We start from the raw sequence: 21177 nt of genomic DNA on the forward strand, positions 1-21177 counted from the left end.
CGACGAAGCCTCCCGCAAAATGGCCCTCGTCATCTCCGGCAAAGGCCGCGCCGCCGGCATGACCCGCACCACCACCTTCCACCCCCCGGAGGCCTGAAACCGGACCGACGGCAGGCGGGCCGGGCCGAGGGAACGCGAACCGGCGGCATGCGGGCCGAGGCGACGCGAACCGGCGGCATGCGGGCCGAGGCGACGCGAACCGGCGGCATGCGGGCCGAGGCGACGCGAACGGAACGGGACGCGGACCGAGGCGACGCGAACCGGCGGCATGCGGGCCGAGGCGACGCGAACGGAACGGGACGCGGACCGATGTGACGAGAAGCGACGAGGCGTGGCCCGACCGCGCCCGACCGGCCGTCCCACAGGGTCGTCCGGCCGTCTCCCGAGACTTGCCATAGTCAACACCTATGACAACCAAAGCCATATCAAGGATTTACTGATGACCTCGGGGCGGCATAGCGTGCCGGTGAACGGGCCGCGCGGGACCTGTCCCCCACACCTGTCGGTCCGGCATACCGGTGGGACGTGCCCGGTCACCCGTGAGCCCACCGATCACAGCGATGTCCGGCCTCGCCACGGCCGGGCCCGGCACGGCCGAGCGGTCCGTCCCCGGATACAAGGAGGAACTCCATGCGTGACGCCGTCATCGTCGATGCCGTGCGTACCGCGGTCGGCAAGCGAGACGGAGCACTGTCGCAGGTCCACTCCGCGTCTCTGTCCGCCCACGCCCTCAACGCGCTGGTGCGGCGCACCGGTCTGGACCCGGCCCTGGTCGACGATGTCGTCTGGGGGTGCACCGGCACGGTCGGCATGCAGGCCGGCTGTATCGCGCGGGCCGCCGTACTCGCCGCCGGCTGGCCCGAGTCGGTGCCGGGGGTGACCGTCGACCGGCAGTGCGGATCCTCCCAGCAGGCCGTGCACCAGGCAGCGGCGGGTGTGATCTCCGGCCAGTACGACATCGCGGTCGCGGGCGGTGTCGAGAACATGAGCCGGATCCCGCTCGGTTCGACCCGCGCCGACGAACGGTTCGGCCGCCCCTTCGGCCCGGACGTACTCAAGCGCTACAACGGCACGGTCTTCACCCAGTTCGCGGGTGCCCAGCTGATCGCCGAGGAGTACGGCATCTCCCGTACCGAGATGGATCAGCACGGCCTGGACTCCCACGCCCGTGCGGCCCGCGCGATCGACGAGGGGCGCTTCACCGGGCAGATCGAACCCATGACGGTCACCGGTGAGGACGGTACGGCCCGGGTCTTCGACACCGACGAGGGCGTACGCCGGGGGTCCGCCCTGGAGACCCTGGCCCAGCTCAAGCCGGTCACCGAGGGCAGCGACATCAGCGCGGGCAACGCCTCACAGGTCTCCGACGGGACCGGAGCGCTGCTGATCACCACCAGCGAGACCGCCGCGCGCAACGGCTGGACCCCGATGGCCCGTATCCACACGGCCGTTGTCGTCGGCTGCGACCCGGTCACCATGCTCAAGGGCCCGATCCCGGCGACCGCGAAGGCACTGAAGAAGGCCGGTCTGTCGATCGGCGACATCGGCGCGTTCGAGATCAACGAAGCCTTCGCCTCCGTGAGTCTCGCGTGGCTCAAGGAGACCGGCGCGGACTACGAGCGGATGAACCCCCTCGGCGGCGCGATGGCCCTCGGCCACCCCATCGGCGGCTCCGGCGCGCGACTGATGACCACGCTCGTCCACCACATGCGCGACAACGGCATCCGCTACGGCCTCCAGTCCATGTGCGAAGGCGGCGGCATGGCCAACGCCACCGTCCTCGAACTCCTCTGAGAACCCCTCCGCCCCGCCGGGACCGGCAGCCACGCGGGTGGCCGGTGCCGGGGACGGGGACCGTCGGCCGACCTGGAGCGTCCTTGCACCACACCACCACCGCCACCCCCGAACCGGAATCCGGCACCGCCGCGCCCCGGGACGGCGCCGCCCCGGGTCCGGGCCCGGGCCCGGCGGTAGACCCCGGCGCGGGCTCGGTCGGCCGGGCCTGCTCCGATCTGGCCGGCCTCCTCACCCTGGAACGGATCGACCGCGACCTCTTCCGCGGCTGGTGCCACGACGGCACACCGCTGCGGGCCTACGGCGGACAGGTGGCGGCCCAGGCGCTGACCGCCGCCGGCCACACCGTTCCCGGCGGACAGGTCGCGCACTCCCTGCACGGCTACTTCCTGCGCGCCGGGGACACCCGGCGGACGATCGACTACCAGGTGGAGCGCCTGCGGGACGGCCGCGGCTATGTCTCCCGCCGGGTCACCGCGCTCCAGGACGGCGAGGCGGTCTTCACCCTGTCCGCCTCGTTCAAACTCCCCGAGGACACCGACGACCGCCAGGTCGCCATGCCCGACGTACCGGGGCCCGAGAACCTGCCGAACGCTTTTCTCGCCTGGGCCGACGCCGACCCGGAGTCCCATCGGCGCTCCGGAGTGACACAGGCGCTCGACGTGCGGCTGATACCCGCCCCCGAGGCCGAGAAGGGCGGAACCGAACAGCGGCTGTGGCTCAGGTCGTACGCCTCCCTTCCCGACGACCCGATGCTCCACATGTGCGCGCTGGCCTACGCCTCCGATCTGCTGCTCGCTCCCGTGGCGGCGCTCGACCGGGAGACCCCCGGGCCGCTCGCCAAGGGGCCCGGAACCACCGAAACCTTCCTCACCTCGCTGGACCACGCGGTCTGGTTCCACCGGCCGTTCCGCGCGGACGACTGGCTCCTGGTGGTCCAGCGCAGCCCGTCCGCGGGCGACGGACGGGGCATCGTGCACGGGGAGTTCTGGAACCGGGACGGCCGTCTTGTCGCCTCGGTCGTCCAGGAGACCCTTCTGCGCCACCGCAAGCCGGGATGACGCCCACCGCGCCCGTCCGTCACCCACCGCGCGGCTCGCCCGCCGGCCGACTGCGTACGCTGGTGCGCGCCCGGGTCTGACAACACCCCACCGCGCGGCCGGTGCGGGATCGGGATCGGTGCCACAAACGGAGGCAGCAGTGAAGTGCCCTGACACATCGCACGGTGCACGTGTCACCGCCCATGGTGCCGTCTCCACATCCCTGGCCCTGCACAGCGATCGCGCACTGGGCGAACTGGTGGACACGGCCGTGCCGATCGGCTCCGGCATCGGCGGGACGTCGGCCCTGCTGGAGATCGCCGGAACCACGGTCTTCGTGAAGCGGGTGCCCCTCACCGATCCGGAGAGGCGGCCCGAGCACGTCCGGTCCACGGCGAACCTGTTCGAACTGCCGGTCTTCTGCCAGTACGGCGTCGGCACCATCGGCGGGCCGGGCTTCGGGGCCTGGAGAGAACTCGCCGTGCACACCATGACGACGAACTGGGTACTCGCCGGGGAGTACGAGGGCTTCCCCCTGATGTACCACTGGCGAGTGCTGCCGGACTCGACGCCCCTGCCCGAGGAACTGGCCGACGTCGAACGGGCCGTTGCCTACTGGGGCGGCGGACCGCAGGTACGCCGCCGGATCGAGGCTCTCCAGCAGTCCTCGGCGAGCGTCGCGCTGTTCCTGGAGTACATTCCACAGAATCTGCACCAGTGGCTCGGTGAGCAGATGGACGCGGGCGGCGAGGCCGCCGACCGGGCCTGCGTCATGGTCGAGGAGCACCTGGAGACGGGGACCTCGTTCATGAACAGCCGGGGCCTCCTGCACTTCGACGCCCACTTCGAGAACATCCTGACCGACGGCCGACGCCTCTTCTTCGCCGACTACGGCCTTGCCGTCTCCTCCCGGTTCGAGCTGTCGCGGGAAGAGGCCGCCTTCGTCGACCGCCATCAGACATACGACCGCTGCTACTCGGCCGCCTATCTGGTGAACTGGCTGGTCACCGACCTGTACGGGTACGGACGAGACGACCGCGAGGCGCAGGTGCGGGCGTATGCCCAGGGCGAGCGCCCCACAGGGATCCCGGAGGTGGCCGCGAGGATCCTCGCCCGCCATGCGCCGCTCACGGCGGTGATGGCGGACTTCTTCCGCACGTTCCGGAACGAGAGCCGGGAGACCCCGTACCCGCTGGAGGAGATCCGCCGGACCGGCCGTGTGTGAGGGGTCCTTCCCGCGCGGCTGACGGGCCGCCGCGGGGCATCGGGCGCCCCCACGGCGACGGATGGCCGCTCCTGCTCCTCCCGTCAGAGCCCGGGCGTTCCCGGCACACGGGCCCCATCATGGACACCGGTCCCCTTCGGCGGTACGCGCCGCCCGGACACCCTCGCGTCCAGTGCCACCCGTGAACGGTCCGAGGCGAAGCCGGGCGCCGGGCACCCGTGTTGCTCCCGGTACGGACAGAAGCGGCTCCTGGCGTCGAGGGAACGGCCCAGGCGTCCGCCCCCGCTCCGGCCACCCGGACGGGCCCGCCGAGCGCCTGCTCACACCCTGTCCCGGGGAAACGGTTTCCGAGGGACCACGGGCATCGCGGAGGGTGCGTACGGCTGGATCCAAGGGGCCTCACAGACCCCGGCCCCGGGTACGGATCGGCGGCAACCGAACGGTTCCATCCGGGCCCGTTGCGCGGCCGGCCGCCGGCCCCGAACGGGCGCGGGCGACGGCGAGTACCGGCCTCCGTCGCGATATGGACATGGCCAACTGGCGAGACTACTCTCTGACTTGGTCTAGACCAACGCTGCTCCGAGCTCACCATCCCCCCCATGTCTGCAGCGCCCCCCACACTCCCCCCAGGAGCGAAGCATGCGCAGAAAGATCACCTCGTCGCTGCTCGGCCTCGGCATCGCCGGGGTCACCCTCTTTGCCACCTCCGGCAGCGCGCAGAGCCACGGCTACGTCGACTCCCCCATCAGTCGCTCGCAGCTCTGCGGACTCGGCACCGTCCAGGACTGCGGCCAGATCGAATGGGAGTCCTGGAGCGTCGAGGGCCCCCAGGGCTTCCCCGGCCGCGGCCCCGCCGACGGCACGCTCTGCTCCGGCGGCAACGGCCGCTTCTCCGAACTCGACGATCCCCGTGGCGGAGCCTGGCCCGCGACCCCGGTCAGCAGCGGAGAGAACCACACCTTCACCTGGCGGATGGTCGCCCGGCACGCGACGACCGACTTCCGCTACTACATCACCAAGGACGGCTACGACCCCAGCAAGCCGCTGACCCGCTCCGACCTCGAACCCCAGCCGTTCCTGACGGTGCCGTTCGGCGGGCGCCAGCCCGACTACACCGTGACCCACACGGGCACCCTGCCCCAGAAGTCCGGCAAGCACCTGATCCTCGGCGTCTGGACGGTCGCGGACACCGACAACGCCTTCTACGCCTGCTCGGACGTCCAGTACTGAGCAGCGACCGGCTTCCCGCGCCGAGACCGGTCTCCCCCACCGGGACCTGAACGGGCGCCGGGTCATCACCGGGCGCCGGCGACGCCTCCCGTACCTCCGGGTACGGAACCGGCCTCCTCCGGAACCCGGCCGACCGGGTCCAGCCGCACCCCACCCCCTGCGGCTGGACCCGAGTCCACACCGTGCCCCCGCGCCTCCCTCCCCGCCGACGGGACACCAGGGCCTCTCGTTCGGATCTTGCCGGGCTCGCGTGCCCAGGCACCACGCCCCTCCCCGTAGCCTCCGGGTACGGGTGGTCCCCCGGCACCGGAGGACCCCGCTCCCTGCCCCAGCCCGACCGGACGAAAGCCCCCAGCCCTCCGCCCCGGCTCCCTGACCACCCCAACGGCCCCGGGCCGTCGCGCGGATGTACGCCATCGACCGGAGTAACCCCTACACTCCTGAACCCATCCGCGAAACGACGGGGGTTGCCTCATGGCACAGGACGGCAGCGCGAGGGACCGGATCGATACAGGGCGCGCGCACTCGGCGCGCGTGTACGACTACATCCTCGGTGGAAAAGACCACTACCCGGTGGATGCCGAGGCGGGCGACGCGATGGTGGCGGCTCTGCCGTCGCTGCCGGTGACCATGCGCCAGAACCGGCTGTTCATGCAGCGCGTGACGAGGTATCTCGCGAAAGAGGCGGGCATCCGCCAGTTCCTCGACATCGGAACGGGCCTGCCGACCTCCCCCAACCTCCATGAAGTCGCCCAGCGGGAACGCCCGGACGCGTCGGTCGTCTACGTGGACAACGACCCCATCGTCCTCGCCCACGCCCAGGCGCTCCTCACCAGCTCCCGCCAGGGCCGTACCGCCTATGTCGACGCCGACATACGGCGTCCGGAAACCCTCCTCGAATCCGAGGCGTTCCAGGAGCTGCTGGACCTGAAGGAGCCCGTCGGCCTCACGATCATCGCGATGCTGCACTTCCTGCAGATCCCCGAGGGCTACGCCCTGGTCCGGCGGCTGCTCGAACCGCTTCCGCCCGGGAGTTGTCTCGCCATCGCCACGGGGACGGCCGACTTCGCCCCGCCGGAGGCCGCCCGCAAGATGGTCGCCGAGTACGAGAGCCGGGGCATCCCCATGGTCGCCCGCAACCGTGACCAGGTCGCCGCCTTCTTCGACGGCCTGGAACTCGTCGAGCCGGGCCTGACGCAGGTTCACCGCTGGCGGCCCACCGAGGAACAGAAGTCCGTCGACGACCGCGAGGTCGCGATGTACGGGGCGGTGGGCCGCAAGCCCTGAGTCAGGGTGCCGGACCGGGCGAAGACGGCCGTCCCGGGACGGTCCGCCGCCTCGTCGGGACGACGCCTGCCGAGCGGGCAGCGGCACGGCGTCGTCGATGGCGGCTTCCCCGGTCCAGTGGCCCTCGCCGCTGTCCCGTGCGTCACCCCGCAGCTTCTCCAGGCGCCGCCGCCCGACGCCGCTGCCGGGCCCCTCCCACCGGGACGAACCGTGTCCCGCCACCCGGGCGTCACCCGGTCGGCGGGCGGTGACGGCGACCCGGTGCCCGGGGCCCGCCCCGGACCGGGGCGCGGGCGGGTGAGGCGGTCGGCCGTACCGCGTCGCCGGAGTCTCCCGGCGGACGGCGGATCCACTTCCGCGGGCGGGCGTCAGCGGGATCCGCGGTTCCGGGTGAGGGGGCCGGAGGCCCGGACACGGAGACGGCGTGTCGTGAGGAAGCCGAGCGCCAGGAGCACCGGACCGGCCACGACCGCCCAGCGCAGTTCCTGGACGCTTCCCTGGTCGAGGACCGCCAGGACCCCGGTGAGGGTGAGCAGGAGGCCGACGGCCAGGACGGCCCGGGCGCCGAATCCCTGGAGCCGTCGCAAGGAAAGCGGAAGCTCCCCGATCCGGCCGGCCGTCTTCCTGCTCTGTGGCCGGGGTCCGCACGGGGCCGCCGCCGGAGAGGGCCTCCGGAAGGTGACGGGCCTGGTGACACCGCCGGCTCCGACGACAAACCTCCGCAGCAGATAGTCGCCCGGCACGACGTACCAGCTCGTGCGCGGTGTGTGCACGGAGTAGAGACCGCCGTTCCGCAGGCTTTCGGCCGCGCGGGCGCAGTCCTCGTCCTCGCGCGCACGGGACTCCAGATACCGCTGGAGTTGGACCTGGGTCTCTCGTGAGGTGCCGAAGGTCCGGGCGTGGAAGGCAACCCTGAATCCGTACGGCGAGCGTGTGTCGGCCGTGACCTGTACCCAGCCCCAATCCCCCATGACCCCACCCCGATCGGTCCCGCCTCACCACCGCCCGCAGCGCGGAGCGGACTCCCGTGCCGGGCCCGGCCGCCGCGCCCTGTACCCGCACGGGCAGGCAGAGTGCGGGCCGGAGCCCGCCGGGGTCGTACCCCGGTACTACCCCTCCCACCCCATGAACCGTCCACGGTCCGACGTCCCGCCCCCGTTCGCGGACGAGTATCGGGAACGTGATCGAAGTACAGGGACTCACGAAGAGATACGGCAGGAGGACCGTCGTCGACGGCCTCGACTTCACCGTGGGCGCGGGCACCGTCACCGGCTTCCTCGGCCCCGACGGCGCCGGCAAGTTCACCACCATGCGCATGATCCTGGGACTGGACACGCCCACCCGGGGCCGGGCCACCGTCGGTGGCAGAGCGTATGCCGGCCACACCGCGCCGCTGACCGAGGCCGGCGCGCTGCTGGAGGCCCGCTCGGTCCATCCGGGACGAAGCGCGTACCACCATCTGATGACGCTGGCGCACACCCATGGCATCCCGCGCGGTCGCGTCGCCCAGGTGCTCGATCTGGCCGGGCTCACCTGCTTGTCGCGGCTGCCGTGCTGCTGAAACGGCGTGACGTGTGAACGTCCGCAGGCGAGGATGACCGGATGACCGAGCAGCCGAAGGAGAGCGGTGACCCCCGCGACCAGCGCGGATTCACGGCAACCCGTCCCGGGGGCCCGGGGGCGGTGACCCCGCCCGAGACCGTGCGGGCCGCCCGTTCCGGGGACTGGCAGCGGTCCGCCGGGGTGGGGCCGACGGTGGCACCTGTACCGGCCGGGGCGAGCCCTGTGCGGGCCGGGAGCGCGGGGGCTCAGCTCCGGGCCGGGGAGACGCGGGACTTCGTCCCGCGCGGGCAGGAGCCGGGGGGTGCGCCGGACGAGCAGACGCCCGGGGATCCGGACGCGCCGGCCGACGGTGCCCCGGCCGGGCACACGAGGACAGCGACCGGTGCCCCGGCCGGGAGCCCGTCTCCCGGAGCGCAGCCGCTGACCGGGTGGCTGAACCGGCTCACCCGGCGGATCCGTGCCTTCGACGCCCGGCGACCCCTGGTGTGGGATCTGCTGCTGACGACGTTCTGGGTGCTCGCGGCGCTCATCGATGTTCTGAGCACGGGCTGGCGCACGACCGCCCACCGTCCGGACACACCGGTCTGGCTGGTGACGGTGATGACCTTCGGCTTGGCGCTGCCCCTGCTCGTACGCCGTCGCCATCCGCTCGCCGCGCTGCTGGTCACCCTGCCGTTCGCCCTGGTCAACAACTGGTCCGGTGCCGTCCTCCAGGCCGCGCTCCTGCAGTTGGTCCCCGTCTTCCACATCGCCCTGCGGCTGCCGCTGCGGACCCTGGCCGTGGCGCTCGCGGTGGTGGCCGTGCCACGCGCGGTGGAGACGGTCCTCTATCCGGTGGGCGACGGCGACCCGCAGTTCCTCCCCACCCTCTACTCCTTCGCCATCGTCGCCCTGCTCGGCATCGCGGTCCGCTCCCGCCAGGAGTACACCGCCTCCCTCGTCGAACGCGCCCGCCGCCTCGAAGTCGAGCGCGACCAGCAGGCACGGCTCGCCGCCGCGGCGGAACGCACCCGGATCGCCCGCGAGATGCACGACATCATCGGCCACAACCTCTCCGTCATCACCGGCCTGGCGGACGGCGGGAGGTACGCGGCGGCCAAGTCGCCGGAGCGTGCGGCCCAGGCCCTTGACGCGATCTCCACCACCAGCAGGGCGGCCCTGGCCGAACTGCGGCGGCTGCTGGGTGTCCTGCGCGAGGAGTCGCCAGCCCGCCCGGATCGCGCCCCGCAGCCCACCCTCACCGACCTGGACCGGCTCGTCGAGGGTGTGCGGGCGGCCGGCCTCCCGGTCCTGATGACGACCAGCGGCCGCCCGGCACCGCTGCCGCCCGGCCAGGAGCTGACCGTGTACCGCGTGGTCCAGGAAGCACTGACCAACACGCTCAAGCATGCGGGTCAGGGCTCCCGCGCGGCGGTCGACCTCGCCCACACCCACGACGCGCTCACCGCGACCATCACCGACACGGGCCCGGGCAGCAGTACGCGCACGGGCACGGTTGTTGCCGGGAACTCCAGCGCCCGCCCGGGCCCAGGCGCGGGGGCTGCCGGGGACCACACACCGCCCGCCGAGGGCCGTGGCGTCACGGGGATGCGGGAACGCGCCGCCCTCTACGACGGCACCCTCGAATCCGGCCCGCTCCCCGGCGGCGGCTGGCGTGTCCGCCTCCGGCTCCCTCACCTTCCCCACCTCCCCACGACCGAGGACACCCCACAGTGACGACCGTGCTCATCACCGACGACCAGCCCCTGCAGCGCCTCGGCTTCCGGATGCTGCTGGAGAGCCAGGACGACCTGACGGTCGTGGGCGAGGCCGCCAACGGCGCCGAGGCGGTACGTCTGGTCGACCGGTTCCGCCCCGATGTCGTCCTGATGGACATCCGGATGCCCGGCCTCGACGGCATCGAGGCCACCCGGCGGATCGTCTCCGCCGGAGACCGCACACGAGTGCTGATCCTGACGACGTTCGACCTGGACGAGTACGCGTACGACGGTCTGCGCTCGGGCGCCTCCGGCTTTCTGATCAAGGAAGCGCTCCCCGAGGAACTGCTGGCCGGCATCCGCTCGGTCGCGTCGGGCGACGCCGTGGTGGCCCCGGCCCTGACCCGCCGGCTGCTGGACGCCTTCGCCCACCGTCTTCCGGCGGGAGCCACCCCGGCCCTTGCGCAGCAGGACAGGAGGATCGCCGCGCTCACCGAAAGGGAGAGGGAGATCCTGACCGTCGTCGGCCGGGGCTGGACGAACACCGAGATCGCGGAGCGTCTGCATCTCGCGGAATCGACGGTGAAGACGCATATGTCGAGGATCCTGGCGAAGACGGGCGCGCGGGACAGGGTGCAGGCGGTGATCCTCGCGTACGACACCCGGCTGGTACGCCCGAACTGAGGGACCACGGCGATCCGGAGCTGCCCCGCCGCGCCCGCCGGACGCGGGGCCCGGGCGCATCGGGATCATTCCCGCGCTCCGATGACATCCGCCGGCCTGCCGGCCAGACCGGCGCGGGCCGAGATCATCGTCGTGGCCAGCGCCAGGAACGCGGCGAACGCCACGATGCCCAGATAGGTGAGCGCCGGTGCATGAGGGGAAGCGCTGCCGGTCATCCCGACGGCGAACGCGGTCAGCGTCGCCCATGCGATCGACGTCCCCAGTACCACGGCCAGCAGCACGATCGTGAGCGACTCCATCCGGAGCATCCGCAGCACCTGACGCCGGGTCGTGCCGGCCAGCCGCAACAGCGCGAACTCGCGGACACGGCCGCTGGTGGACATCGCGAGGGTGTTGGCGACCGCGATGGCCGTGAAGGCGATGATCAGGCCCATCGCCACATAGTTGACGGCGGCATGGGACTGCTGCTGGCCGGCCTGGAGCGAATCCACCTGGTCGCGGTCGAGAACCTTGACACCCGGATAGCCCCGTACGGCTGCCGCCACGGCCGCCTTCGTCAGTTCGGTCCTGACGAGCACCGCCAAACCGAGCGGATTGTCGACATGCGCGGCGACCACGTCGTGGGCCATCGTCAGATCGCCGAAGCCGAGCCCCCGTTCGTACACCGCGACCACGGTGAGCGGCACACGGGTTCCGTCTCCCATGGTGACCCGGACCTTGCTGCCGACGCCGCCCAGGGCGCCGGCGGCCACATCGCTGACGGCCAGGCCGCCTGCGCCCAGGCCCTCCAGGGAGCCGGAGGTGACGTCCGGGTCGAGCGTCTCACGCAGCCCCTCGGGGGTGACGCCCTGGACCTGGTACTTGTCCAGGCCCACGCGCACCGTACTGCGGACGACCTCGGTGGCCGTGCTGACGCCGGGCAGGGCGCGCACCGCGTCAGCCGCCGGGCCGGGGACACCCGGCCCGGACGAGGCGATCGTGTAGGTCGCGATGTTCCCGGCTTTCGCCTGGCTTCGCGCCGCGTTCCCCAGGGTCGATTGGACGAAGACGATGGTGCACGCCATGGCGACGAGCAGGGTGAGGGGGGTGACCGCCCCGGCGAACCTCCGGGTGTTGGTACGGGTGTTGGCCAGGGCGAGGTATCCGCTGACGCGGGACAGCCGCAAGGGCGCCCCCAGTACGGTGGTGCCGATCCGAGCGATGACCGGTCCCAGCAGCGCCACCGCCGAGGAGAGCACGATCACACTCAGATAGGTGACGGGGGAAGCGGCCGGTTCCGTGCGCAGGGCGCTCAGCACTCCCACCAGGACGACGCCGGCGACCAGGAGGACCACCCCGGCGACCACCCGCCCGCGGGCGAGGCGCCCGGTCTCCGTCGCGGCCTCGGACAGTGCTTCGGCGGGACGGATCCGGGCCACGCGCCGCGCCGACACCCTGGCCGCCGCCCAGGCTCCGAGGACGGACGCGGCCACGGCGGCGAGCATCGGATAGGGGCTGAGCGACAGTTCCAGTGTGTCGGGGATGGTGCCGAAGCCGATGAACCTGCGATGCAGCCAGAAGGCGATCGGCACTCCGGCGACCGCGCCGACGGCACCGGCGAGGAGGCCGATGACGGCGGCTTCGCGGCCGATGAGGCCGCGGATCTGTCCGGGGGTGGCGGCCACGGCGCGCAGCAAAGCCAGTTCGCGGTAGCGCTGCTGGATGGAGAGCGCGAAGGTCCCGACCACGACCAGGACCGCCACCAGCAGGGAGATCGCCGCGATGGCTCCGCCCATGCTGATCAACTGGACCCGTGCCTTGCCTGCGTCGAGGAACTCCACGGCTCCCCGGTCCCCGGGGCCGTGCACCTGTGCCGTCGTACCGGCGAGGGCGCGGGTGAGAGCGCTGTGAAGCTCTCCGGGGTCGGCGCCGCGGTCGGCGATGACGCCGATGACGGCCACCCGGCCCGCCCGTCCGCTCAGTCGCTCCGCCTCCCGGTCCGAGAAGAACAGGGACGACTGCTCCCTCAGGTCACCGTCGCGGGGCGCGGCGATACCGGACACACGATAAGAGGTGGGTGCGCCCGTGGACTGCACGGTGATCCGGTCGCCTGTGCCGACGCCGGCCCGGGAGGCGAGGTCCCGGTCGAGCACCACCTCGCCGGCCGCGCCCGGGGCCCGGCCCGCGACCAGGGTGAACGGGGTCAGGGAGGCGGAGCCCCAGGAGTGGCCCCATGATTCCTTGCCGTCGGGACCGGGGAGGACCCGTCCCGCGGAGGTGACCGCGTAGGCGGGGAAGGTCAGTTCGGGCACGGCCGCCTCGACTCCGGGGACGGCGGCGACGGTGGCGGTGAGACCGGCGGGCAGCCAGACGCGCTCCGCGAGCGGTTTGGCCTTGTGCTTGATCTTCTTCTTGCCCTTCTTCTCCTTCACCTTCATCTGGTGGACGTTCTGATCGCCGGCGACCACGGCGGACGCCGCCGCGTAGCGCTCGGTCCTGATCTTGCCGGTCAGTCCGGTGACGAGGAGGGTGCCGCAGGCGGCGACGAGCGCTGCTGCGCACAGCAGTGCCAGGAAGGCCCCGATGAAGCCGCCCTTGCGGAATCGCAGGGTGCTCAGGGCGTACCGCATCATCGGGACCACGCTCCCAGGTGCGTCATGCGGTCGGCGATCCGGTCGGCCGTCGGATCGGCCATACGGTCCACCAGGCCGCCGTCCGCGAGAAACAGGACGTGGTGCGCGTACGCCGCCGCGACCGGGTCGTGGGTGACCAGGACGACGGTCTGGCCGGCCTCGTCCACACAGCTGCGGAGCAGGGTGAGGATCTCCTTGGCGGTCACGGTGTCCAGGGCGCCGGTCGGTTCGTCGGCGAAGACGACATCGGGGCGGGTGACCAGGGCGCGGGCGATGGCGACCCGCTGCTGCTGGCCGCCGGACAGCTGGGCCGGCCGGTGGCCCGCCCGTCCGGTGAGGCCCACCCGGTGGATGATCTCGTCCAGCCACCCCCGGGCGGGCTGCCGGCGGGCGAGGCGCAGCGGCAGGGTGATGTTCTGCCGGACCGTCAGGGACGGGACGAGGTTGAATGCCTGGAAGACAAAGCCGACGCGCTGTCTGCGCAGATGGGTGAGCCGGGTCTCGTCCATGCTGGTCAGCTCGGTACCGGAGATCCTGACGGAGCCGGAGGTGGGCTGGTCCAGGCCTGCCGCGCAGTGCAGGAAGGTGCTCTTGCCCGAGCCGGAGGGACCCATGACGGCGGTGAAGCTGCGGTGGGGGATGGTGACGGAGACATCGTCCAGCGCGGTGACGGCATGGGCACCGCGGCCGTGGACCTTGCTGACGGCTTCGAGTTGTACGGCGTGGCCGGCCGCGGATTCCCGCTCCGCCTCCGCCGCCCTGTGCCCCCTCATGGCCGCTCGTCTCCTTCCGGGGTGGCCCCGGGCCCTGCGGCCGCGGACTGTTCCTGGTCGGGCGCCGGCAGGGCGAAGAACCGGGTCAGCACGGTCCGGGCGCCCTCCGGGGCCTCGTCGCCGGTGCGCTTGTAGCGGTTGACCAGGGCGATGTACTCCTCGAAGAAGGAGCGGAGCTCGTCGAGGGTCAGCCGCATCGAGCCGCGGGAGTGGAGGAATCCGTCCATCCACTCCCCGAGGTCGTCGCTCTGGCGCAGCAGCCGCTCGAACATCTCGGCATCCGCGGCATAGGCCCGCCGGTGCATCTCGTCGACAACGAGGCGCACCTCGCCGCTCTGTCTGCTGCGCTCGGGAAAGCGAAGATCGGCGCGGACGACCCGCCACCACCGCTCACGTCCGTGCCCCTCCTCCTTCAGGTCCTCCTCGATGAAGCCGTGGCGCGCCAGCTCCCTCAGGTGGTAGCTGGTGGCGCCCGTATTGAGGTCGAGCTCCCGCGCGAGCATCGCCGACGTGGCCGATTCGAGCAGTGTGAGCTGCTGGATGATCTGGTACCGGCGCGGATGGCTGAGCGCCTTCAGCGCGGCGAGATCGTCGATCTTTCGTGGCTCGGGTGCGTGCGACATGGGTACACAATTTCATGTGCACAGAGAATTGTGCAATCACTCGGAGGGGTGAATGCCCGGAATCTCTCCCGACGGCCACAGAGTCCCGTGGACCGGTGTCAGCGGTGCGCCAGGACGCCGCCCGGCGGATTCGGGCAGCGCGGACCCACCGACTGGCCCCGGGCCAGGCACCGGCGGTGATGCGCGTAGGAGATCAGCCGGAGGGCGCGTCCTCGCGGTCCTGCGCTCTCGCCCGCAGAACGCGGGCGGCCGCCGATACCGGCACGGCGCTGGTGCAGTAGTCGTAGTGGGTGGTGTCACGATCGGGCGGTCGCAGGGTCACGGAGTAGCCCCGGGGGCTCGGAAGCCCGGGCGGAAGGCCGACTCCCGGTGGCAGGCACACCACCACCGGGAACTCCGTGAACAGCGCCGCCAGCCGCGCGCGGACGGACGGGGAGGTGAGGGCATCCGGCGCGATCTCGATCTGGAACAGGACCACCCCGGCCTCCGTCAGCCGCCGCAGCGTGTCCGTGGCACCCAACAGGCTCCCGTCGTCGGACTCCAGGAAGAACCCGTTCGCGATCTTCGGCAGCGGAAGCCTCGCGAGGCGTGCGAGGTCGTGCGCGAAGGCGTCCCGCTTCTCCGGGTCAGCCGGGGTGAACTCGTAGTAGTCGGCCCCCAACCGCTCCAGTGCACCGGCCATCTCGTTCTCGGTGAAACCGTCCGTCTTCTCGAACGAGACGGCCACGGAGGCCGGTCCGACCGCGTCCAGCACGGCGACGGCGGCCCGCTCGTCCACACGCCCCCGCTGTGGCGCGTGCCGCCGGGCCACGGTGAGGCCGACCAGGTTCGCACCGCGCAGCGCGGTGAACCGGGTCGAGGGCACCGCCTGATTCACCTTCAGTACGGGCCCGGACCGCCGGTCCAGCAGCACCAGGAGTTCGGCGGCCCGGCGGCGCTCCGCATCGGCCGTCCCAGCGGCGCCTGTCTCATCGGGCACATGCGTGACACAGGGTGCGTCAGGCGCCTCCGGCGCACCCTTCGTAGCGCCCGGATCGCCCGGATCGAGTCCCCGGGGCACGGCGAGATGTCGGCGCCGGACTTCGCCCGCTCGTGGCTCGCGGCCCGCCGTGAGGCCCTGCGGCGGAAGGAGCGGCCGCGGGAACCCCTCTCCTCGGCGCTCGACCGGGTCTTCTCGGCGCTGGAGGACTACTCCATCGATCCCGCCCTGCGCGACGAGACCGATCTGACGGACGAGGAACTGGTCGCGTCCGTCCGCGCGGTCCTCACCGGGATCGACCGGCTCGGCTGACCGGCAGCCCGCGCGAAACCGGTGGATCACCGAGCAGGCCGGCTTGCGGCTCTCTTGCGACCAGACGCTCCTGACGCACGCCGGATGCGTGGACGAGCCGTAGGACGTCCGGCGAGTCCGCGAAACCGGCTCCGCAGCGGACGAGGATCACCGAGCCCCGCCGCCGATTGACAGGTACACCATCGGAAGGGCACGCATCCGCCGGCCGGGCTCCACCCCGCGGTCACCCTCACCCGGACCGCACGGCGAGCCGGAGGAGCAGCCTAGCCGGGCAGGGTGATCGCGTACGCCTTGCGGAGCGTCTCGTGGACGGTCCACGTCGTACGGTCACCCCGGCGCAGCACTCCGAGATCGCCCGGACCGATGTCGAGCGTCGGGCCGCCTTCGATCTCGATGGTGGCACGGCCGCTGACGACGACGAAGAGTTCGTCCTCCTCCGTGTCGGTCACCACGCCCGGAGTGATCTGCCAGATACCGCGCAGCTGCCGCCCGTCCCGGGACTCCCAGAGCAGCTTCCCGGTGACCTCGGGGGTACCGGAGACGATCTGTGAGAGGTCGAGAGGATCGGGTTCGAGCGAGGCGTCGGGGATGTGCACGGCGAAGCTCTGGTCCATGACCGGGGCAGTACCTTCCGTTGCGTACAGCTGTGTTTGGCCGGATCTTTTCGCCGACGATCTCACATCGGGAGAACACGGCCCCGGCCGGGCGGCCTCAACCGCCCCCCTCCTGCGACCCCGGCCCCGGACCCCGGCACAGCATCCGGCCCCGGCCCGAGCCGCCACCCGGAGCCCAGCCCACGGCCCCGCGCCGGAACCTCAGCCCCGTTCCGGCCCCGTCGCCACCGGGCGTGACGGATCGCGGGACCACTCCGACCAGGAGCCCGCATACAGGGCCGATGGGAAGCCCGCCAGTTCGAGGGCGAGTGCCAGTTGGGCACCCGAGACACCCGAACCGCAGTAGACGCCGATCTGCTCACCGGCTCTGCCCTCACCATCAGTCACATCAGCCCCACCAGGCCCTCCGGCAGCACCTGCATCGGCTGCTCCCGATCCACCCGGGCCACCCGCCCCCCTCGCCCCACCGGCGCCCAGCGCGACGAAGCGCGACGCCAGCACCTCGGCCGGCAGAAAACGGCCGTCCTCGTCCAGGTTCTCCGTGGTCGGCGCCGACACCGCGCCCGGGATATGACCGGCCACGGGGTCGATCGGCTCCACCTCGCCCCGGTAGCGCTCCCCCGCGCGGGCGTCCAGCAGCAGCCCCGTACGGGCGAGCGCCGCAGCGGTGCCGGCCGTCAGCAGCGGGAGGGCGCCGGGCACCGGCTTGAAATCACCCTCCGCCGGGTCGGGAGCGCTGCTCTCCAGCGGGCCGGTCCACGCCGCGAGCCCGCCGTCCAGGACCCGTACATCCTGATGGCCGGTCCAGCGCAGCAGCCACCAGGCGCGCGCCGCTCCCCAGCCCTTGTCGGCGTCGTAGACCACCACGGAGGAGTCCGACGAGACCCCGGCGCGGCGCATCACCGCGCCGAACGCCTCGGGGTCCGGGAGCGGGTGGCGGCCGCCGTCGCCGGGCGGTCCGGCCAGTTCGGCGTCCAGGTCGACGAAGACCGCGCCGGGGATGTGCCCGGCGTCGTACTCGGGCCGCCCGTGCGGCCCGCCGAGCCGGTAGCGGACGTCGAGCAGAATCGGCGGGCGGGGCCCGGCCAGCGCACTCGCGAGACCGGCCGCGGAGATGATGGGCTTCATGGGTGCCATCCTCGCGCAGTGACGGGCCGTCCCATAATGACTACGAACCGGATCTGCCTCGCTGGAACGGGTATCCCTTCATCGGGAACCCGCCAATTGCGGCGCGGCCGGGGCGCACCCGGCACCGGGGGGTGGAACCATGCGCACGGGGCGCATCGCTATCCGCACGAGAATCGCCCCGTCCCCCCGTACGGCCACCACGATGGTCCGAGGAGAGAGTGACGATGACCGAGGCGACTCGGCACACACCCGGCGCACCCTGCTGGGTGAGCTTGATGGTGCACGGCCTTGACGCGACCCAGGCGTTCTACGGTGAACTGTTCGGCTGGGAGTTCTCCCCCGGCCCGCAGCAGCTCGGCCCCTATGTCCGGGCCCTGCTCGACGGCAAGGAGATCGCGGGGATCGGGCAACTGCCCGCCGACCGGCGGCTGCCGGTCGCGTGGACGCCGTATCTGGCGACGGACGATGTGAACAGCACGGCCGAACTGCTCCGGTGCTGCGGCGGCACAGTGGGAGTGGGACCGCTGGACGCGGAGGACGCCGGGCGGCTGGCCATCGTGACGGACCCGGCGGGCGCGGTGTTCGGGCTGTGGCAGGCCGCCGCGCATCGCGGCACCGCCGCGCACGGCACTCATGGGACGCCGGTCTGGAACGAGTTGCTGACGACGCAGACCTCGTCGGTCGCCAAGTTCTACCAGACCGTGTTCGGTTATGAGCTGGAGTCCGTCGAGACCCCGGGCCACGACCATGTGACCCTGCGGCTCGCGGGCCGTCCGGTCGCGGCTCTGCACGGCGTCGGCGCCGCGCTCCCGCGTGACCGGGGGACGTACTGGACGACCTTCTTCGAGGTCGAGGACCCGGACGCGGCCGCTCGCCAGGTGGCCGGGCTGGGCGGCCATGTCCTGAAACCGCCCCAGGAGAGCCCGCACGGCCGGATCGCGACCGTCGCCGATCCGGAGGGCGCGGTGTTCACGGTCGTACGGTCGAACCGGTGACGGGATCGGGTCCGGCGGGCCGCGCCGCGGTGTCCACGGGCAGCACATCCGGCGACAGGGCCACGGCCCGGGCGCTCGCGGCCGTCATCCGGCGCCGGTGGTGGCGCCGGCACACCACCTCGTAGCCGACCGATGCGTCGAGTCCGCCCGCGTCCACGTCCCCCACCACGACCTGGGCCCCTTCGACGACCATCGCCCCGCCGACCGTACGGGCATTGTGCGTGGCCCGCGCACCGCACCAGCACAGGGCCTCGACCTGGAGGGCCTCTATCCGGTCCGCCAGTTCGACCAGCCGCTGCGATCCGGGAAAGAGCTTGGAGCGGAAGTCGGTGGTGATGCCGAAGGCGAAGACGTCCAGGCCGAGGTCGTCGACGACACGGGCGAGCTGGTCGATCTGCCCGGGGGTGAAGAACTGAGCCTCGTCGGCGATGACGTAGTCGCAGCGCCCGCCCCGGGAGAGGAGCTCCACCAGATACGCGTAGACGTCGAAGTCCTCGGTGGTCTCGACGGCGTCGGTGACCAGGCCCAGACGGGAGGACAGCTTCCCCTCGCCCGCGCGGTCGTCGCGAGTGAGGATCACGCCCTGCAGACCGCGGGCGGACCGGTTGTGCTCGATCTGAAGAGCGAGGGTGCTCTTTCCGCAGTCCATCGTTCCGGAGAAGAACACCAATTCGGGCATGGGGAGTTGGGGACCTTTCACAGCAAAATCAAGTCGGTCGATACGGCGGGCGACGCGAGGGGAGCCGTGTGCGGCGCCCTGGACGACCCCGGTGAACGGCTCTACGACCGTACTTCGAGCAGTGGGACGAGCTGCTCGGCGGGGGTCATCGAGCCGTGCATTCCGTTCATCGCCGACTCATGGGGCTCCCGCTCGGACGCGGTGATCACCACATCGTCGCAGGCCGCGGCGACGACATCGCCGATACGGCCGACGACCCGCTCGTCCACCTCGGGCCCGAACCAGCCCGCCGCGATCGCCTCGGCGCGGCTCGCCACCCAGAAGCGGTCACCGAGCACCTCGCTCCAGACCGCCAGGACGTCGGCCTCCGCGCCCGGTACGGCGTACACATGCCGGGCCCGGCCCTCGCCGCCGAGCAGGGCGACCCCGGCACGCAGCTCCCAGTCCTCGTCGAAGTCGATGCGCGACTCCTCGTCGAAGGGGATGTCGATCATGCCGTGATCTGCGGTGATGTACAGGGCCGCGCGCGGCGGCAGCTGCTCGGCGAGGCGCTGCGCCAGCCGGTCGACGTACATCAGCTGGCCGCGCCAGGCGTCCGAGTCGACGCCGTACCGGTGGCCCATGCCGTCGACCTCGCTGTAGTAGGTGTAGACGAGGGAGCGGTCGCCCTCGGCGAGCTGCTGAGCCGCGAGGTCCATCCGCTCCTCGCCGCCGAGCCGCCCGTGAAACGTTCCGCCACTGAGCGCGATCCGGGTGAGCGGAGTGTGCTCGAAGACCGGGGAGGACACCTGGGCGGTGTGGACCCCGGCCCGGTCGGCGAGGTGGAAGACGGTCGGGTGGGGCTGCCACCGCTGGGGGTCGGTGTGCGGCTTCCAGCGCAGCTGGTTCATCAGCTCACCGGTCTCGGGGTTGCGCACGGTGTAGCCGGGCAGCCCGTGCCGACCGGGCGCGAGACCCGTGCCGACCGAGGCGAGCGAGGCGGCGGTGGTGGCAGGGAAGCCGACGGTGATGGGCCGGCCGGTGCCACCGCGTGAGCCGGACAGCAGCGAGAAGAGGTAGGGCGCCTCGTCCGGGTGGTCGCGGATCTGCTCCCAGCCGAGCCCGTCGACCAGGAAGACGCAGTTCCGGTCGGCGGGGGTGAGTTCGGGGATCGCCGCGGTGAGCCCGGGGACGCCCTGGCCCGCCGCGAGTGTCGGCAGAAGATCGGCGAGCGATCCCGTGCCGTACTCGGGCACGGGCGCGGTGGCGAGCGCGAGGGGAACGGGGTCGTCGGGCAGGGCCGCGGACGTCGCGGGCTGCGCCATCAGTTCGCGGCCGGGGTGGCCGCCGTCGCCGCCGTCGCCTCGGAGAGCGCCTGGGCGAAGACCAGCGTCTGACGGACGGTGTCCGGACCGTCACCGGCCTCGCTGACCCGCAGGCTCAGATCGTCCGCGGTGGAGTTGCCGGTGTAGCCGTGGTCCGCCTCGCAGTTGGGGTCGCCGCAGGCGGCGGGCTCCAGATCCAGCCGGGACACCGCGCCCCAGCCGATGGTGAGGACGACCTCGCGGGGCAGGGTGCCCGGAGTGTACGACTCCGGATTGGCGACCACCCTGCTGACGACGACCGACGAGATCCGGTCGAGCTTGACCGATTCGGTCGAGGTCGTGGCGAACGGTGTCGGAGAACTGGAGTCCGCGGTCTGCTCGTCGGTGTGGCTGACGATGAAACGGTTGCCTGTCAGCACGAGCACGGTGACATGGCGGCGCACTTCGTTGGCGTCGAACGTGGTCTCCTGGTGGACCAGATACGAGGCGATCTGCTCACCTCCGACGGCGGCCTCCACCGCCTCGGCCACGAGAGCCGGGTAGTAGCCGCTGCGCTCGATCGCCGCGCGCAGCCCCTGGGTCGTCGTACCGGTCTTCGCCATGTGGTCCATCCTACGGGCCCCGGAGGGCGTCGAACG

19 protein-coding genes and 1 pseudogene are annotated in these 21177 nt (G+C 72.0%); 10 read left to right on the forward strand and 10 right to left on the reverse strand.

The features are described 5' to 3' along the window. The first annotated feature begins 630 nt into the window (after positions 1-630). From ACFYT4_RS22990 to ACFYT4_RS23010, 5 genes are all read left to right on the forward strand, one after another. Positions 631-1794: a thiolase family protein gene (locus ACFYT4_RS22990; RefSeq protein ID WP_389271986.1), complete on the forward strand. Its 1164-nt coding sequence runs from the start codon at positions 631-633 to the stop codon at positions 1792-1794. An 83-nt stretch (positions 1795-1877) separates the two neighbouring features. Further along, a complete protein-coding gene (locus tag ACFYT4_RS22995) occupies positions 1878-2855 on the forward strand; it encodes an acyl-CoA thioesterase (RefSeq protein WP_389271989.1) in 978 nt (325 codons plus the stop codon). A gap of 139 nt (positions 2856-2994) precedes the next feature. Continuing rightward, positions 2995-4059, forward strand: coding sequence for a protein kinase family protein (locus ACFYT4_RS23000; RefSeq protein ID WP_389271992.1), 1065 nt, complete (start codon positions 2995-2997; stop codon positions 4057-4059). 639 nt (positions 4060-4698) lie between these two features. Then, positions 4699-5289 (forward strand): lytic polysaccharide monooxygenase, encoded by a 591-nt coding sequence (locus tag ACFYT4_RS23005; protein ID WP_389271995.1) that lies wholly within the window; start codon positions 4699-4701, stop codon positions 5287-5289. 474 nt (positions 5290-5763) lie between these two features. After that, entirely contained in the window at positions 5764-6576 is an 813-nt protein-coding gene (locus tag ACFYT4_RS23010) for an SAM-dependent methyltransferase (RefSeq protein WP_389271998.1), read from the forward strand. Positions 6577-6944: 368 nt separating this feature from the next. Here the strand turns inward: ACFYT4_RS23010 and ACFYT4_RS23015 are convergent, their stop codons facing one another. Further along, positions 6945-7547 (reverse strand): hypothetical protein, encoded by a 603-nt coding sequence (locus tag ACFYT4_RS23015; RefSeq protein WP_389272001.1) that lies wholly within the window; start codon positions 7545-7547, stop codon positions 6945-6947. Between the two features lie 209 nt (positions 7548-7756). Between ACFYT4_RS23015 and ACFYT4_RS23020 the strand changes: the two are divergent. From ACFYT4_RS23020 to ACFYT4_RS23030, 3 genes and pseudogenes are all read left to right on the forward strand, one after another. Further along, positions 7757-8110: pseudogene (locus ACFYT4_RS23020) on the forward strand (ATP-binding cassette domain-containing protein); the annotation flags it as partial. 68 nt (positions 8111-8178) lie between these two features. Next, complete coding sequence (locus ACFYT4_RS23025) at positions 8179-9855, forward strand: histidine kinase (RefSeq protein WP_389272004.1); 1677 nt, start codon at positions 8179-8181, stop codon at positions 9853-9855. Then, positions 9852-10520, forward strand: coding sequence for a response regulator (locus tag ACFYT4_RS23030; protein WP_389272007.1), 669 nt, complete (start codon positions 9852-9854; stop codon positions 10518-10520). The genes ACFYT4_RS23025 and ACFYT4_RS23030 overlap by 4 nt, the downstream gene beginning before the upstream one ends. A gap of 65 nt (positions 10521-10585) precedes the next feature. Here ACFYT4_RS23030 and ACFYT4_RS23035 read toward each other — a convergent pair whose 3' ends face one another. The 4 genes from ACFYT4_RS23035 to ACFYT4_RS23050 all read right to left on the reverse strand — a co-directional run bounded on the left by ACFYT4_RS23035 (position 10586) and on the right by ACFYT4_RS23050 (position 15507). Continuing rightward, positions 10586-13132 carry an ABC transporter permease gene (locus ACFYT4_RS23035; protein WP_389272010.1) on the reverse strand — a complete coding sequence of 849 codons (2547 nt, stop codon included), beginning with the start codon at positions 13130-13132 and terminating at the stop codon, positions 10586-10588. Continuing rightward, the gene (locus tag ACFYT4_RS23040; RefSeq protein WP_389272013.1) at positions 13129-13905 is read right to left on the reverse strand and encodes an ABC transporter ATP-binding protein; all 777 of its coding nucleotides are present in this window, start codon (positions 13903-13905) and stop codon (positions 13129-13131) included. The genes ACFYT4_RS23035 and ACFYT4_RS23040 overlap by 4 nt, the downstream gene beginning before the upstream one ends. Beyond that, positions 13902-14528: a helix-turn-helix domain-containing protein gene (locus tag ACFYT4_RS23045; RefSeq protein ID WP_389272016.1), complete on the reverse strand. Its 627-nt coding sequence runs from the start codon at positions 14526-14528 to the stop codon at positions 13902-13904. The genes ACFYT4_RS23040 and ACFYT4_RS23045 overlap by 4 nt, the downstream gene beginning before the upstream one ends. A 193-nt stretch (positions 14529-14721) precedes the next feature. Continuing rightward, entirely contained in the window at positions 14722-15507 is a 786-nt protein-coding gene (locus ACFYT4_RS23050; protein ID WP_389272019.1) for a hypothetical protein, read from the reverse strand. On the opposite strand from ACFYT4_RS23050, the gene ACFYT4_RS23055 reads away from it, so the two are divergent. Then, a complete protein-coding gene (locus ACFYT4_RS23055) occupies positions 15508-15819 on the forward strand; it encodes a colicin immunity domain-containing protein (RefSeq protein ID WP_389272022.1) in 312 nt (103 codons plus the stop codon). A gap of 263 nt (positions 15820-16082) precedes the next feature. Here the strand turns inward: ACFYT4_RS23055 and ACFYT4_RS23060 are convergent, their stop codons facing one another. Together ACFYT4_RS23060 and ACFYT4_RS23065 are read right to left on the reverse strand one after the other, a co-directional pair. Further along, entirely contained in the window at positions 16083-16433 is a 351-nt protein-coding gene (locus ACFYT4_RS23060; RefSeq protein ID WP_389272025.1) for a cupin domain-containing protein, read from the reverse strand. 201 nt (positions 16434-16634) lie between these two features. Then, positions 16635-17561, reverse strand: a complete 927-nt coding sequence (locus ACFYT4_RS23065; protein ID WP_389272028.1) for a sulfurtransferase — start codon at positions 17559-17561, stop codon at positions 16635-16637. Between the two features lie 224 nt (positions 17562-17785). Between ACFYT4_RS23065 and ACFYT4_RS23070 the strand changes: the two genes are divergently transcribed. Continuing rightward, positions 17786-18556, forward strand: a complete 771-nt coding sequence (locus ACFYT4_RS23070; protein WP_389272031.1) for a VOC family protein — start codon at positions 17786-17788, stop codon at positions 18554-18556. Here the strand turns inward: ACFYT4_RS23070 and ACFYT4_RS23075 are convergent. From ACFYT4_RS23075 to ACFYT4_RS23085, 3 genes are all read right to left on the reverse strand, one after another. After that, positions 18531-19235: a thymidine kinase gene (locus tag ACFYT4_RS23075; RefSeq protein ID WP_389272034.1), complete on the reverse strand. Its 705-nt coding sequence runs from the start codon at positions 19233-19235 to the stop codon at positions 18531-18533. The genes ACFYT4_RS23070 and ACFYT4_RS23075 overlap by 26 nt on opposite strands. Before the next feature lie 101 nt (positions 19236-19336). Further along, positions 19337-20539 carry an alkaline phosphatase family protein gene (locus ACFYT4_RS23080; protein ID WP_389272037.1) on the reverse strand — a complete coding sequence of 401 codons (1203 nt, stop codon included), beginning with the start codon at positions 20537-20539 and terminating at the stop codon, positions 19337-19339. Further along, positions 20539-21141 (reverse strand): DUF5998 family protein, encoded by a 603-nt coding sequence (locus ACFYT4_RS23085; RefSeq protein ID WP_389272040.1) that lies wholly within the window; start codon positions 21139-21141, stop codon positions 20539-20541. Before ACFYT4_RS23085 ends, ACFYT4_RS23080 begins: the two co-directional genes overlap by 1 nt. Positions 21142-21177: the final 36 nt, after the last annotated feature.

Source organism: Streptomyces sp. NPDC004609 (assembly GCF_042873655.1).
Lineage (GTDB): Bacteria > Actinomycetota > Actinomycetes > Streptomycetales > Streptomycetaceae > Streptomyces.